Genomic DNA, 14,257 nt, shown 5'->3' with positions numbered 1-14,257 from the left:
TGACCCGGCCACGGCTGTGGCGGTGCCGACGGACGACTGACCTGCGGCACTCGCGGCGGGGGCGCGTCGTACGGGCCTGGACTCACGTCCGGCTCCTCGGCCTCCGCCTGTGGCGGTAGCCGTTCCCACGGCGCAACGGGCGCCCGACGGGCCGGTGGACCGTCGCGCCGATCGGATCGAGGCCGATGCGCCGATGAGTCATCGTCGCTCATCATGCCTCCTGCGCCCGGCGGGACAGCGCATCCCGGTCGGCTCGGCGAGCGGCCTCGAGGCTGAATCGCTCACCGTTCCTCCTGGTACTGCCCATCACTCGCACCGCCCCTGCGCCGGCGCGAGCCTTCCGCGATTGTCCTCCACTCTGCCACTGTGGTTTGTCGGACGTCCAAATCCGGTAGACGCAGCCGCTGCCCGCGTGGCGGAATCGCACCGGACGGCGGATCGGGACACAGCGGAGGTCGTCGGCTGACCGTCCTTCACTGTGCCTCCTGATGCTCCTGCTCCTGCTGGATGACCCGCTTCTTGGCACGCCGGTACCGGTTGACCCGGCGCCGAGTGCTCGGGTCGAAACCCTCGTCGGCCGGATCGGGTTGGCCGCGGAACCGGCGCCACAAGCGGCGCCCGGCCAACAGGAAGAGCAGTAATCCGGCACATGCGGTAATTATTGCCAGGGCTTGACCATAGGCGTTCGAACGCACCGAAACCGAAGTGGCATTACCCAGCGCGATTCCGTCGGGTGTGGTAAGGGAAATCGGAATGACCAGGTTACGGCTGTCGCTGACCTCGGTCGGGATTTGGAACGAGCGTGTCCCCTTCGGCGGCAGTTGCTCCTCGCCGAGGTCGGTGATCTTCGTCTCGGCGGGTGCCTCGATCAGGAACTTGATCCGGATGGACACCGGCAGATTGTTGCGCGCGACCAGCAGCAACGGGCTCTGCTCGGAGGCGAGGGTGTACACGCCGCCCGGCGGCAGCACGGTCACCGAGCTATAGATCTTGTCCATCGCCCGGGTGGTCTGATCGATCCGCCGCTGCGCGAAGGTGTCCGCCTGCGTGGCGTCGCCGGTCCGCCGATCGGACAGGCTCAGTACCCGGATCAGGTCGTCGCGCAGTGGATCGAGGAACTGGCGTGGCGTCGGCTCGGCCTCCGGCACCTCGACGAGCGCGCGGGTCAGGTCGCTGATCCGGCGGCCCTGGTCCCGCACCGGCGCCACGAAGCGGTCGGGCACCGCGTCCTGCGCTGCCTGCGGCAGGTAGTCCAGCTCGTACGGTTGCGGGTCCGGCGGCTGGGCGACCAATTCATGGAACGGGCGCGGGACGGCGAGGTTGCCGCGCACCAGCAGCTCGATCTGGCGCAGCAGCGCCGTCGCCTCCTCCTTGTTCGCACCCCACTGCTGCGGCGGGACGAGCAGTAACGAGCGCGGCTGATTCGGTTCCGGGTTCAGCGCCGACCAGGAGATCGCGCCGAGCGCGTCCTGCAGCCGGGCGGCGCGGGAGTCGTTGGTGACCTCGTAGCGAACCTTGGCGGGAGTGAACGACGGTGTCGGCGGATTCGAGCCGACCGCCGCGAGTGCCGTCGCGGACCAGATGTCGAATGTCGCGGCGCGCAGTGCCGGATCGACGGCCGGGGTGGCCGCCGGATTCCCGTTCGGCGCGGCCGGATCGGCGGCGGGCGGCCCGGGCGCGGGCGCCGGTGCGGGTACGGCCGCGGTGACGCCGGGCAGCCGAACCACTTCCGGGGCGGCGTGTTCGGCGGTCTGGTTCACCGTGTTCTGGGTGGCGGTGGGCTGGTTCTTGGTGTCGCCCCGGCTGGTGGTCGGTTGCGATGCCGCGGCGGTACCCGCCGTGCCCTCGGGGGCGACGGCGGAGTCGGCGAGCACCGCGGTCCCGAAGCCGTGGCTGCGCAACAAGATTCCGGCACTGGTATCAATGCTGCCGGAATCCGGCAGGCTGACGCCGCGCACCGACTTGGTGGCCAGGATCGAGTCGACGATCTCGGCGGGCGCGTTCATCGCCCGCGCCGACAGGTCCGGATCGTTCACCGCCGCCAGTGCCGCGAGGTCGACCTGCGCGAACGGCAGGGCCACCGTGCACATCGAGCTGGCCAGCGTGCGCAGCCGGGCCAGCCAGGTCTGTGCCTGCGCGGCCCCGGTACCCGGCCTGGTCGCGCCGTCGGGATCGGACGGGCTGGCCAGCACCCGGTAACCCTTGGTCATCGCCTGCGCGGTGATCAGCAGATCGGGGTCGACCGCGAGACACACCGAGGTCGCGAGAGTGCGGTCGCGGCCGGGCACCGTGTCGAACACGCTCTCCAACGCGGCGAGCAACTGGTCGAGGCGGCCACCCTTGCCGAGTGAGGCGGCCAGCTCGTCGTCGATGAGTTCGGCCTTCCCGTCCGCCGACCCCGGATGGCCCGCCACCAAGCGGGGCCGATCGGCCAGTGGCCATAGCATCGTTGTCGCCACCGGCGCGTCGGTCGGCGCGGCCACCGGCTGGCCGGTCTCCGACGAATCGGCGCTGTTCGGTACGGGCGGCAGACCGAGCACCGGGAGCAGGAATCTGGCGTCGTCGAGCCGGGCCTGGGTGCCATAGGCCGGTTCGCCGTTCACATTCAACAGCAGCGGATACACACCGGGCTTGCCGATATCCAGCGAGGTGGTCGTGCTGCCGCCACCCGCGCGCAGCGGGACGGTCACCGTGAACTTCTTGCGATCGCCCGGATCGAGTAGCGTCGCGACCTCTTCGAAGTCACCGTTCACGTCGTAGTTGACCTGATCCAGCCGCAGTGTCGCGCGCAGGTTGCTCGGCGCGGTGATCGCGGCCGCACGCTGCACTCGGACGCTGATGTCCTCGACCCGGCGATCACCGATATTGGTGACCGTCCCGGAGATGGTGAGGACCGGATCGCTGGTCGTGGTCACCGCGGTCGGCGTCACCGAATCCAGTGACAGCTTCAGGAATTTCGGCCCCGTCGCCGTCCCGGTGCCGGTGGGTTGCGCCTGCGCCGCGCCGGGCAGCAGCGTCGGCAGCGTCGTCGCCGAACCGAGGATGGTCAGGACCGCCACAATGATCCGGAACAGGCCCACCCGTCGCCCGGCCACCGCCCCCCATGGAATCGCTACGCGATGCAGCCACACCCGTCGCCCGGCCACCGCCCCCCATGGAATCGCTACGCGATGCAGCCACACCCGTCGCCCGGCCACTCCCCATGGAATCGCTACGCGATGCAGCCACACCCGTCGCCCAACCACCCCCCACGGAATCGCTGCGCGATGCCGAAAAGTCTGGGTCATCGCTTGCCGGTCTCCATCCGGTCGATCAGCTTGTTCGCCACCTCGGCCAGGCGCCGTTCGTCAGCGTAGGCCAATCGAGAGTGCAACTCGCTCAACGGGACCCACGCCACTTGGGTGACCTCCACGTCGGCGTCGGATAATTCGCCGCCGGTGGAACGCAATAGGTAATGATGCACGGTCTTGTGTACCCGACGACCGTCGGTGACGAACCAGTAATCGATGCTGCCGAGTTCGGCCACCACCACACCGTTGATGCCGGTCTCCTCGGCAACCTCACGGATGGCGGTTTGCTCGGAGGTCTCTCCCTCTTCGATATGCCCCTTCGGCAGCGACCACAGCAACCGTCCGCGCCGGTCCGTTCGCCCGATCAGCGCCGCGCTTCGCTTCTCCCTCGGCCCGTCCAAGCCATCGACCACCAGGCCGCCGGCCGAGGTCTCGCGCACCGTGCGCATGCGCGGTTTCGCCGCGTTGGCCGCCGAACCGCGGCGCCGAGGCTGGCGGCGTCGACTGTTCGCTCGATCGGCCGGAGACACCAAGCAATCCTACTGTGTTGGATTTGCCCTTCCTGCCGCCCGGCCGCGAACGGCGCTCGCGGAAGTCGGGCGGGTCGCGGGGCTCCGTTGCGCGTGGTTGGGCGCCGCCAGCTCAGCTGATGTGGTGCGCGCCGCACGCCGGGGGTTGCGCCGGTATAAGGACTGGCGCGCCTCGGTAGGCTGCTGTTTTGTGGTTTCGACCGAGTCCGATGACGCAGAGCTGGATAGACGTACCCGATTGCTGGCTGCTGCGGCGGTGACGTTGGGCGGACTGTCCGATGTGCTGGAACCGCTCGGCGAGATGTTCGCGGCGCGGGGGTATGAGCTGTACCTGGTCGGCGGCAGTGTGCGGGACGCGGTGCTCGGGCGGCTGGGGACCGATCTCGACTTCACCACCGACGCGCGCCCGGAGCAGGTGCAGGAGATGCTGCGCGGCTGGGCCGATCATCTGTGGGACACGGGCGGTTTGGCGTTCGGCACGGTGAGCGGGTCGAAGGGCGGCCAACAGCTGGAGATCACCACCTTCCGCAGCGACAACTACGACCGGGTCTCCCGCAATCCCGAGGTCACCTTCGGCGACACCCTGGCCGACGATCTGGTGCGCCGGGACTTCACCGTCAACGCGATGGCCGTGCGGATCGGCGCGGACGGTTCGCTGGAGTTCGTCGACCCGCTCGGCGGAATGGACGCGCTGCTCGCGGGCATGCTGGATACGCCTGCCGCGCCGGAGGATTCGTTCAACGACGACCCGCTGCGCATGTTGCGCGCGGCCCGGTTCGTCGCGCAGCTCGGCTTCGAGCTGCATCCGCGGGTCCGCGAGGCGATCACCGCGATGGCCGATCAAATCGAGCGGATCACCGCCGAGCGCGTCCGGGTGGAACTCGACAAGTTGATCGGCGGCGCGCACCCGATCGACGGCATCAACATCATGTGCGAGACCGGCCTGGCCCAGCGGGTGCTGCCCGAGGTGCCCGCGATGAAGCTGGAGATCGACGAACACCACCAGCACAAGGACGTCTACTGGCACTCGCTCACCGTGCTGCAGCAGGCCATCGATCTGGAGGACGGCGACCCCGACCTGGTGTTGCGCTGGGCCGCGCTGCTGCACGACATCGGCAAGCCGGACACCAAACGCAACGAGCCGGGCGGCGGCGTCAGCTTCCACCACCACGAGGTGGTCGGGGCGAAGATGGTCCGCAAGCGGATGCGGGCGCTGAAGTACCCGAAGCAGTTCACCGAGGACGTGGCCCGGCTGGTGTTCCTGCACTTGCGGTTCCACGGCTATGGCAAGGGACAGTGGACCGATTCCGCGGTGCGCCGCTACGTCACCGACGCCGACGACCTGCTCCCCCGCCTGCACAAACTGGTCCGCGCCGACTGCACCACCCGCAACAAGCGCAGGGCCGCCGCGTTGCGCGCCACCTACGACGAGCTGGAGTCGCGGATCGAGCGGCTGCGCGAGCAGGAGGATCTGGCCAAGGTCCGGCCCGATCTGGACGGCAACGCGATCATGGAATTGCTCGGTCTGCCACCGGGTCCCGAGGTCGGGAAGGCGTGGCGGTTCCTGAAGGAGCTGCGGTTGGATCGCGGTCCGATGACCCGCGAGGAGGCGGAGGCGGCGCTGCGGGAGTGGTGGAAGGCGCAGGATTAGAAGACGATCAGCGTGGTTCCGGTGACGATGGCGGAACGGATCTGCGCGAGATCGAACGATCCGGTGATCTCCGGCAGCTCGATCCGGAAGCGCACCAGGTCGCCGTCTCGGGTGGCGTGCACGATGCGCGCCTGATTCGGCAGTTGTTCCAGCAGCAGCGCGGGCGCGCCGATCATCCGGCGCGGGACCCGCAGGCCGAGCCAGGTGGCCCGGTGCAGGTCGACGGTGACCCGGTTGTCCGTCACCGAGGCGTCTACCAGCGCCGTCAGCCGTCTTCGGCGGTGCTTGGCGCGGATCAGCCCGCTGTCGTCCACGTCGAGCTGCCAGTCCAGCGGCTGGGTGTTGATCCAGCCGACCAGCGCGGCGGTGGTGACCGTGCCATCGAGGTCGAGCCGCGCGGCCCGTACCTTCGTCGGCATACCGGGGATCAGGCGAACGCCGTGCGCGATGACGGTCACGGCCTCGATCGGGTGATCATCCCAGCGCAGCCGGGACAGCACCGTCTTGGTCTGGAAGTGCGCGCCACGCCGCCGGACCTTCAGCACCTGCAGCGTGGCGTGCAGGTCGTGCCCGAGCAGGGTGGCGCTCACCTCTTGCCCGCCGAATCGACTGAGAATGCCTTCGCTGAGCACGGTCATCAGGGCGTCCGGCATCAGCGCCGTGACGGTGCCCGCGCCGAGGTCGGCGACCGGATCCACCCAGGAGGTGGTGACGGCGATCCACTGCTCCAGCCAGGATTGCTCGAACAGGCGCTTGCCGAGATCGACAGCCCGCAACGGCGACCAGGACTTCGGATCGAAATACGTGGCCATGATTGGTCCGAGCGTACAAGCCGTCGCCGGACTGGACCATCGTGGAGTGATCCAGGTCGCGCTGTGCGCCGGTGAGCTGCGGATAATTCGCCGCGGTCCGGGCATTCTTGCTTGTAGAACGCCGTCGGAACGACAATCAGGGTTCTGTCTCCGACACAACGCCACGGGAAGGTTTCACATGCCGCTGGATCTGAACAGTGATCTCGGCGAGGGCTTCGGGCCGTGGACGATGGGCGACGACGCGGCGATGCTGGACATCGTCACCAGCGCCAACATCGCGTGCGGGTTCCACGCGGGCGATCCCTCGATCATGCGCCGGACCTGCGAACTCGCCGTGACGAAGGGGGTCAGGATCGGCGCTCATGTGGGGTACCGCGATCTGGCGGGGTTCGGTCGCCGCGAGATCACGATGGTCCCGGGCGAGCTGCGCGACGAGGTGCTGTATCAGATCGGCAGTCTCGACGCGTTCGCCAAGGCGGCGGGCGATCGGGTGCAGTACGTGAAACCACATGGTGCGCTCTACCATTCGGCCACGCGCGACCGGCAGCTCGCGGACGCGGTGCTGGCCGCGATGACCGACTACGACTCCGGCCTGGCGCTGCTCGGCCCGGCCGGAACTCAGCTGGAAGAGGCCGCCGAGGCCGCCGAGGTGCGTTTCGTGGGCGAGGGTTTCGCCGACCGCGCGTACACGCCGACCGGCACGTTGGCCGCGCGTGGCCTACCCGGTGCGGTGCTGCGCACCAACGAGGCGGTCGCGCAGGCGGTTTCGATCGCCATGTCGGGTACCGCCCGCACGGTCGACGGGTCCGGTGAGGTGGCGGTGCGCGCGGCGAGCATTTGTGTGCACGGCGACACGCCCGCCGCGGTCGAGATGGCCCGGCTCATCCGCACCGCCCTGGACGAGGTCGGGGTGCCGGTCGAACCGTTCGGCTGAAGCATGCGCGGCAGCCGTTCGACGAAGGACGGGGTGCGGTGATGCCTTCGGCACCGGACGATTTCGACCCGGATCGGCTGATCCGGCCTGCTGGTGATCGGGCGTGGCTGGTGCTGCCGTCGCACCGTGGTGCGGTAGCGAAACTGGTTGCGGCGCTGCGAGCCGGCACGCCGAGCGGCGTGGAAGATGTGCTGCCCGCCGCGGAAACCGTTCTCGTGACGCTGGTTTCACCGGCGTATGCGGAATCCGTCCGCCGTGCGATCGAGAAGATCCTTCGCGAAATGCAACAGCGGACCGCGGCGCGGGATTCGGACATTGTTTCCCGTGGAACACTGCCGGACAACGATTCTGCCGACGATCCGGTGGTGATCCCGGTGCGCTACGACGGTGCCGATCTCGCCGAGGTAGCGCGATTACTCGGGATCAGCGAAGCGCGGGTGGTGGCCGAACATACCGGCACGGTCTGGCGGTGCGCCTTCGTCGGATTCGCTCCTGGCTTCGGCTATCTGGAGTCCCCCGATGCCCGACTGACCGTGCCGCGCCGATCGCAGGCCCGCACCACGATTCCCGCGGGTGCGGTCGCGCTGGCCGGTGGATATTCGGCGGTGTACCCGCGCAGCACCCCCGGTGGCTGGCATCTGATCGGCACGACCGACCTGCGGATGTGGGACGTGGACCGGGACCCACCCGCGCTGATCCGCGCAGGCGGGTTGGTCCGATTCGTCGACGAAGGGTCCAACGGATGATCGTGATCGAGCAGGTCGGGCCGCTCGCCACCGTCCAAGACCTCGGCAGGCCAGGGTGGTTCGGCTCCGGGGTCGGCCCGGCCGGTGCGGCCGACCGCTCGTCGTTCCGGTTGGCCAATCGGCTGGTCGGAAATCCCGAGGAGTACGCGGGTCTCGAGGTGCTGCTCGGTGGGTTGGTGCTGCGAGCGGATACGCATGTCACCGTCGCGGTCACCGGTGCGCCCGCCCCGGCCGTGGTGGACGCGACACCGGTCGGGCACGCCAGCGTGCTGGAACTCGAGGCGGGACAGGCGCTTCGGCTCGGCCTCGCAACCGTCGGCCTGCGGAGTTACCTGGCCGTGCGTGGCGGGATCGCGGTGCCGCCGGTGCTCGGTTCGCGCAGCCGCGACACTCTGTCGGGCATCGGCCCGGTTCCGCTGTGCCCCGGCGATACGCTGCCGATCGGACCGGCGCCGAACACCATTCCGGTCATCGACTTCGCACCGGTCGCCGATCCGCCCGCGGATATCGTCACGATCCGCGCGGTGCTCGGTCCGCGCGACGACTGGTTCACCGACCCGACAGCACTTTTCGAGGGTGTGTGGGTGATGTCCACCGACACCGATCGGGTGGGGGCCCGGCTGGATCGCCGCGAGGGACCGCCATTGGAACGAACGGTGGAACGCGAACTGCCGACCGAAGGCATGGCGCTCGGCTCGATCCAAGTCCCGCCGAGCGGACAGCCGGTGGTGTTCCTCGCGGATCATCCGATCACCGGCGGCTATCCGGTGGTCGCGGTCGTCATCGACGCGGACGTCGACGCCGTCGCGCAGGCCCGGCCCGGTCAGCCCGTCCGCTTCCGTCCGGCTCGCGCCGATCTCAGTTCGGTGAATCCAGCTCGGCGTGCATGAGATACACGTTGTAGCTGTCCCAGGACGAGAGGGTGAAGTACAGGTCCCGGCCGGTCGACCACGGATGAATGAAGCCGCCGTAGGACTTCGGATAGTCGTTGGTGGAGACGAGCTCTACCGGTTCGGTCCATACACCTTGCGGGCTACCCGCATTACGGATCACGATCGCACTGCGAATCGGGTCGAGATACACCATCTGCCACTGTTCGTTGTCCCGGTCGTAGCGCACGGACAACTCGCCGGCCAGTCCGACAAACAGTGGGGTGGCCTCGTTTTCCGCCGCGGGCGCCCAACTGCCGTTTACCCAGTATTGATAGGCGGACCTGTTGAGCACGTGGTCCTTCGGCACGCGCGCCAGCCCGATCATCCCTAGGCGTCCGTTGGGCGTACCGAACATGTAGACGTAGTCACCCTGCGGCACCATCGCCGCGACCTGGAACCGGCCGACACCGAAGAGGTTGTCCCACTTGGCATGCTGATCCTTGGTCCAGGTGCGCCCGTTGTCGTCGGAGTAGGCGAGTCCGCCGTAGTTGCTGCGCCACAGGCCGGGGATCCGGCTCCACCGATTCACCGACATGTAGCTCAGATATTGGCGATCGCCGAGGGCGAACCCGGAGGTCGGGATGGTGGTGGTCTCCCAGTTCTTGATCTTGCGGCTGGCCAGGATCTCGGCGGCGTGGCACGGGCTGTCCTGCACCATGCTGTCCAGCGACAGGCCGTCGGACAGGTCGCGATCGGTGCTGTACCCCAGGACATTGCTGCGCCAATCCTGGTCTTCCCGACCGGCACCGCCCACCTGCCAGCCCTCGCCGAAGGTGTCACCGAACGCCACGGCGACCTCACCCGGCCTGGTCTCCCACATCACGCCGAGATCCGTGCCGTCCACCTGCCAGCGCACATCGGTACGGTTCTGCGAACCGTGCCCGGTCACCTGACCCGCCAGTCGCACCGATGCGACGCGCGGTTCGGGCACCGCGGCGGCGAGCGGGCCCGGTTCGGTGGGGTGCACTACCTGCGGCGGGGCGGGCTGTGGCGCCGCACCGGGGCCGCCGGGCACCGGGACGGGGATGGGTTCGATCTCGGGTTCGATCTCGATGCGTGGCACTTCGATCGGGGCCGCCGACCCCGCTGCGGAACCCGAACTCGGACCATCACCGGGCGCCGGGGCCGGAGTCCGACCAGGGTCCTGCTCAGGTTGTTTCGCGGCATCGCGGATATCGGGGCACGGGGTATGGCACGGATCGATCGCCAGTGGTTCGGGATCGATCCTGGTGTTGTCCGGTGGCGGGTCGGGTACCGGTACCGGGGTGGGTTGCGGGATCGGCACCGGAATGACGATCCGCTCCGGCAGCTCCACCGGCGGCGGGGGTGGCAGCGCCGGATCACGCTCGCGGTTCAGCGGATCGAAACCGACTTCCCCGCAACTGTTCACCGGTAACGGCGCCCACGGGAACGGACCCGCCTGCGCGGCCGGGACGGGGAGCGCGCCGCCGATCAGCGCACCGAACAGCACCGGTACCCACGGGGATTTGTTTCCACGTCGACGCATGACGGCCGGTAGACCCCGCTATTCGGCGGCCCGGGTGAGCGGGTACGACCGGGTTTCGCAAGCACCTAGTCGGTTTCGCGGAATATCGGAGTTCTTCGCCGGAAAAGCCATGTGTCATTGACTCCTGTCGAATCGGGTCGAAGTGAAAATGAACCTACCGGAATGGTCTGCGCGAAATAGGGAACCGAAGGCCACCCGCGCGCGTCCAAACAAATATGAACGAGATCGAGTATGTGTTCGGCACGGGTGACGGCCCCGTGCACGTGTGGTCCAGCCAGGCGGATTTGGAATTGGCCGGGCCGGGCACGGCCGACGCCGTGCGCCTCGACTTCGACGGCGACGGCCTCACCGACGACGCCATGTGGGACACCGCTGGCTCCGGCGTCGCCGACGTGGCGGCGCTCGATCTGGACGACGACGGCGTCCTCGACCACTTCTATACCGATCCGACCGGCCTCGGCACCTGGAACCATCACATCACCGGAACCGCGTCGGACGCCGTCAGCGAACCACTCGACTGGATCGTGCGCACCGATCACCTCGACGCCGAGGAGCACACCGTTCTGCCCGACGCCAGTGACCCATCGTCGGATTCGGTGCCCGAACAACCGGGTGCCGATGCCGAACAGCTGCCGGAAAACGATCATTCCGCGGCGCCCGCGCCCGACCTACCACCGCCCGACCTACCCCACTACTTCGCCCAATGGCTGAACCCGGTCGGACGCCACCTCGACGACGATCCGATCATCACCTGAATTCGGCCTCCAAAAATTCACTCCGCTCCCCGGTCGATCGCCGGACCGATCCGCCGACGCGCATTGAGTGCGATGGCGGCAATACCCGCGCAATAGATTCCGGCACCCGCCACAATCACCGGCAGCGACCGGCCGTCGTCCGGGATAACCAGCGCGGCGGCGGCAATCGCCAGAATGAAGGCGATATTGAACACGGTGTCCTGCAGTGCGAATACCTGCCCGCGCCGCGCGTCATCGATATCGATCTGCATGGTCGCATCGCCGGTCAGTTTGATCGTCTGTCCGGCCAGCCCGAGCAAGAACGCCCCGACCAGCAGGAGCTGATGCGCCCGCTGCACGGCGGACGGAGAATCGGCGAAGGCGATAGGGGTGACCAGTGTCAACTGCACCACCGTCGCCGTCAGCAAGCCGACCACGACCGTTCGCGGCCGCCCGAGCCGGGGAATCAGCAACGGCGCCACCACGGCGGCCACCAGCATTCCCGCCGCGGTCGCGGCAATGGCCACGCCGAACCCGAGCAATCCGCTACTCAATCCGGAACCCTCGGTCGGTGTCTGCCGCAGCACGAGCACCATGATCAAGGTGTTGGTGCCGAACACGATTCGATGCGTGCCGATACCCAGCATCGCGGTGGTGACCTGCACCGACTCCCACACCGCCGTCGCACCCGTGCGCAACCCGGTGGCGATGGCCCGCAGCGCACTCTCGGTCGCCACCTGGCCCGCGTCCGGTCCGAGCACTCGCGGGGCGAACCCGGCAGCCAGTAGCGCGCTCACCACCGACCCGACACCGCTCGCCGCGACCGCCACCGCCGACCCGAAATCACCCGCGCCGATCCAGCCGATCACCGCCACCGAGGTAGCCGCACCCAGCCCCGCACACCCGGAAGCCACCGTGGCGAGTACCGAATTCATCGGCACCAGCCAGTGCTGGGCAAGCACCCGAGGCAACGCCGCCGACACACCCGACAGCACGAACCGGCTGATCCCCACCACCGCCAACGCCAGCAGAAGCAGCGGCGTCTCCCCGATACCGGCGAGCAGCCCCGCGCACACCAGCCCGATCAGCACCGCACGCAGCACGTTCGCCACCAGCAATACGGTGCGCCGATCCCACCGATCCAGCAGCGCCCCCGCATACGGCCCGATCAGCGAATACGGCAACAACAACACCGCGAAACCCGCCGCAATGGCCAGCGGATCGGTCTGCCGCTCGGGATTGAACAGAATCGCCCCCGACAACGCCGCCTGAAACATGCCGTCGCCGAACTGACCGGCGAACCGCACCAGCGCAAGCCGCACCACCCCGGGGCTCTCCCGCAGCGCGGTCCGCAGCGGAACCGGCCGCTCATCCGAGGGAATGGAACTCTCCGAGCGAGAGGGAATGGACACGCCGTGAGGTTACTGTGCATTTGGCCGCGCGGGCGCGGCGAGACGGGCCGCGAACGGCGCTCGTAAGACTCGCGGGTGGTGGGTCGGGGGTGGGATGTGGTCGATCGTGCGGGGCATGCATGCGAGACAGGTTGCGAACGGCGCTCGACGGCCGTGGCGGTGGTGGGGCGTTGGTGCGTAATATGCGGGGGTTCAACGGGAGTCGGTGACGAGGGCGCTTACGGCCTCGCGCATGTCGGGGGCCATGGGTAGGTCGTGCAGGGCGGTGGCGTCTATCCAGGCGAAGGCGTCGTGTTCGCCGGGGGCCAGCGCGACTTCACCGGGTTCGACCTCTACTACGAAGCTGTATTTGCGCACCTTGGACTTGGTTCTGGTGGCGTAGTCGAAGCCGCCGAGGAAGCCGGTGATGGTGCGCACGCGCAGGCCGGTTTCCTCGAACAATTCGCGCGCGACGCATTCGGCGAATGTTTCGCCGGATTCGACTCCGCCACCGGGTAGTTCGTACATGCCGCCGTGATAGTCGTCGGGCACTCGGCGGACCACCAGAAGTTTGCGGTCGCGGAAGACCGCGACGCCGACGACGAAATGTGCGATGCCGTCGCGGCGCGCTTCGCTACGGAGTTGTCGCTCGATGCGTGCGAGCGCCTCGGATCGCATCCCGCCGTCACCTCCGGTTACGTTGCCGCACTTCATATTACGAATCCGGCGCCGATACGGTGCCGGGTTGCGCCGCTGTCGTCGGCGGGCCGCCCAGCCGTTCGGCGTACCGGCCGGTTCTGCTCGCCTGACGTTCACCCGCTGGTCGCTCGCGTAAAATGCCGAGTGCAGGACAATTTACTAGGAATGTGGAGTACCGCGACGGATGTGCTCCTACCCTGAAAGGTGATCGGTGCACGGTCCCGAGAGGAGGACCATGATGTCCACACTCACGACACCACACATCGACGTCCATCGAGCAGGCGACCGCATGAAGACGCGGGTGTCCTGGCTGGATTCGAAGCACTCTTTCTCGTTCGGGGAGCACTACGATCCCGACAACACCCACTACGGCCTGCTGCTGGTGAACAACGAGGATGTCGTCGCCCCCGGCCAAGGTTTCGACACGCATCCGCACCGGGATATGGAGATCGTGACGTGGGTGCTCGGCGGCAGCCTGGTGCACCAGGACTCGCTCGGCCACAGCGGCATCATCTACCCGGGTCTCGCACAGCGGATGAGCGCGGGCACCGGCATCCTGCATTCGGAGAAGAACGACTCGTGGCGGCTGGACGGCGCCGAGCACCACGAGCCGGTGCATTTCGTGCAGATGTGGGTGGTCCCCGACGAACCAGGCCTGACACCCGGCTACCAACAGCTCGAGATCGACGACGCGCTGGCGACCGGCAGCCTGGTGACCGTGGCCGCCGGCCTGCCGCGCTACCGCGATCGCACCGCCATCGCCATCAACAGCAGTCATGCGGCATTCCACGTGGCCCGGATGCCCGGCGAGGCCGACCACATCATCGACCTGCCGGACGCGCCGTACCTGCACGTATTCGTCGCCCGCGGCGAGGTGGAGATGGAGGGCGTCGGCACGCTGGACGAGGGCGACGCGGTCCGGCTGACCAGAACCGGCGGCCAACGCGTCATCGCCCGCCGACCGTCGGAAATTCTGGTGTGGGAGATGCACGCGCGGTTGGGCGCCCAGTAGGCCGCGCCGCATTAACATC

The 14,257-nt window shown here is 68.2% G+C and carries 12 protein-coding genes; 6 read left to right on the top strand and 6 right to left on the bottom strand.

Features of this window, described 5'->3' with window-relative positions; translation table 11 throughout:
• Nucleotides 1-473: 473 nt before the first annotated feature.
• Entirely contained in the window at nt 474-3,095 is a 2,622-nt protein-coding gene (locus ACFK0J_RS40345) for a DUF6049 family protein (RefSeq protein WP_378735257.1), read from the bottom strand.
• A gap of 188 nt (nt 3,096-3,283) precedes the next feature.
• Nucleotides 3,284-3,820, bottom strand: a complete 537-nt coding sequence (locus ACFK0J_RS40340; RefSeq protein ID WP_218472483.1) for an NUDIX hydrolase — start codon at nt 3,818-3,820, stop codon at nt 3,284-3,286.
• 190 nt (nt 3,821-4,010) lie between these two features.
• Between ACFK0J_RS40340 and ACFK0J_RS40335 the strand changes: the two genes are divergently transcribed.
• Complete coding sequence (locus ACFK0J_RS40335; RefSeq protein ID WP_378735254.1) at nt 4,011-5,471, top strand: CCA tRNA nucleotidyltransferase; 1,461 nt, start codon at nt 4,011-4,013, stop codon at nt 5,469-5,471.
• Here ACFK0J_RS40335 and ACFK0J_RS40330 read toward each other — a convergent pair.
• The gene (locus tag ACFK0J_RS40330; protein ID WP_378735252.1) at nt 5,468-6,283 is read right to left on the bottom strand and encodes a hypothetical protein; all 816 of its coding nucleotides are present in this window, start codon (nt 6,281-6,283) and stop codon (nt 5,468-5,470) included. The genes ACFK0J_RS40335 and ACFK0J_RS40330 overlap by 4 nt on opposite strands.
• 178 nt (nt 6,284-6,461) lie before the next feature.
• On the opposite strand from ACFK0J_RS40330, the gene ACFK0J_RS40325 reads away from it, so the two are divergent.
• Genes ACFK0J_RS40325 through ACFK0J_RS40315 form a run of 3 tightly spaced genes read left to right on the top strand, consistent with a single transcriptional unit; the run spans nt 6,462 to nt 8,853 of the window.
• A complete protein-coding gene (locus ACFK0J_RS40325) occupies nt 6,462-7,217 on the top strand; it encodes a LamB/YcsF family protein (RefSeq protein WP_378735250.1) in 756 nt (251 codons plus the stop codon).
• 41 nt (nt 7,218-7,258) lie between these two features.
• On the top strand, nt 7,259-7,963 hold the full coding sequence (locus ACFK0J_RS40320) for an allophanate hydrolase subunit 1 (protein WP_378735248.1): 705 nt from the start codon (nt 7,259-7,261) through the stop codon (nt 7,961-7,963).
• A complete protein-coding gene (locus ACFK0J_RS40315) occupies nt 7,960-8,853 on the top strand; it encodes a biotin-dependent carboxyltransferase family protein (protein ID WP_378735244.1) in 894 nt (297 codons plus the stop codon). Before ACFK0J_RS40320 ends, ACFK0J_RS40315 begins: the two co-directional genes overlap by 4 nt.
• Here the strand turns inward: ACFK0J_RS40315 and ACFK0J_RS40310 are convergent.
• On the bottom strand, nt 8,822-10,402 hold the full coding sequence (locus ACFK0J_RS40310; protein WP_378735242.1) for a DUF4185 domain-containing protein: 1,581 nt from the start codon (nt 10,400-10,402) through the stop codon (nt 8,822-8,824). The genes ACFK0J_RS40315 and ACFK0J_RS40310 overlap by 32 nt on opposite strands.
• A gap of 215 nt (nt 10,403-10,617) precedes the next feature.
• On the opposite strand from ACFK0J_RS40310, the gene ACFK0J_RS40305 reads away from it, so the two are divergent.
• Nucleotides 10,618-11,157 (top strand): hypothetical protein, encoded by a 540-nt coding sequence (locus ACFK0J_RS40305; RefSeq protein ID WP_378735240.1) that lies wholly within the window; start codon nt 10,618-10,620, stop codon nt 11,155-11,157.
• 17 nt (nt 11,158-11,174) lie between these two features.
• On the opposite strand, the gene ACFK0J_RS40300 is transcribed toward ACFK0J_RS40305, so the two are convergent.
• Nucleotides 11,175-12,542 (bottom strand): MFS transporter, encoded by a 1,368-nt coding sequence (locus tag ACFK0J_RS40300; RefSeq protein WP_378743356.1) that lies wholly within the window; start codon nt 12,540-12,542, stop codon nt 11,175-11,177.
• Between the two features lie 198 nt (nt 12,543-12,740).
• A complete protein-coding gene (locus tag ACFK0J_RS40295) occupies nt 12,741-13,205 on the bottom strand; it encodes an NUDIX hydrolase (RefSeq protein ID WP_378735238.1) in 465 nt (154 codons plus the stop codon).
• A 259-nt stretch (nt 13,206-13,464) separates the two neighbouring features.
• Between ACFK0J_RS40295 and ACFK0J_RS40290 the strand changes: the two genes are divergently transcribed.
• A complete protein-coding gene (locus tag ACFK0J_RS40290; RefSeq protein ID WP_378743354.1) occupies nt 13,465-14,238 on the top strand; it encodes a pirin family protein in 774 nt (257 codons plus the stop codon).
• Nucleotides 14,239-14,257: the final 19 nt, after the last annotated feature.

The sequence above is a fragment of the Nocardia brasiliensis genome (assembly GCF_042691675.1).
GTDB classification, from domain to species: Bacteria; Actinomycetota; Actinomycetes; order Mycobacteriales; family Mycobacteriaceae; genus Nocardia; species Nocardia brasiliensis_D.
The sequence above is the reverse complement of the archived record's forward strand: the minus strand, read 5'-3'. Positions and strand labels throughout refer to the sequence as shown.

What these genes read in the sequence shown, in the direction of transcription:
- ACFK0J_RS40330 (WP_378735252.1), bottom strand. Translation starts at nt 6,283, where the DNA reads ATGGCCACGTATTTCGATCCGAAGTCCTGGTCGCCGTTGCGGGCTGTC.
- ACFK0J_RS40325 (WP_378735250.1), top strand. Translation starts at nt 6,462, where the DNA reads ATGCCGCTGGATCTGAACAGTGATCTCGGCGAGGGCTTCGGGCCGTGG.
- ACFK0J_RS40320 (WP_378735248.1), top strand. Translation starts at nt 7,259, where the DNA reads ATGCCTTCGGCACCGGACGATTTCGACCCGGATCGGCTGATCCGGCCT.
- ACFK0J_RS40315 (WP_378735244.1), top strand. Translation starts at nt 7,960, where the DNA reads ATGATCGTGATCGAGCAGGTCGGGCCGCTCGCCACCGTCCAAGACCTC.
- ACFK0J_RS40310 (WP_378735242.1), bottom strand. Translation starts at nt 10,402, where the DNA reads ATGCGTCGACGTGGAAACAAATCCCCGTGGGTACCGGTGCTGTTCGGT.
- ACFK0J_RS40305 (WP_378735240.1), top strand. Translation starts at nt 10,618, where the DNA reads ATGAACGAGATCGAGTATGTGTTCGGCACGGGTGACGGCCCCGTGCAC.
- ACFK0J_RS40295 (WP_378735238.1), bottom strand. Translation starts at nt 13,205, where the DNA reads ATGCGATCCGAGGCGCTCGCACGCATCGAGCGACAACTCCGTAGCGAA.
- ACFK0J_RS40290 (WP_378743354.1), top strand. Translation starts at nt 13,465, where the DNA reads ATGTCCACACTCACGACACCACACATCGACGTCCATCGAGCAGGCGAC.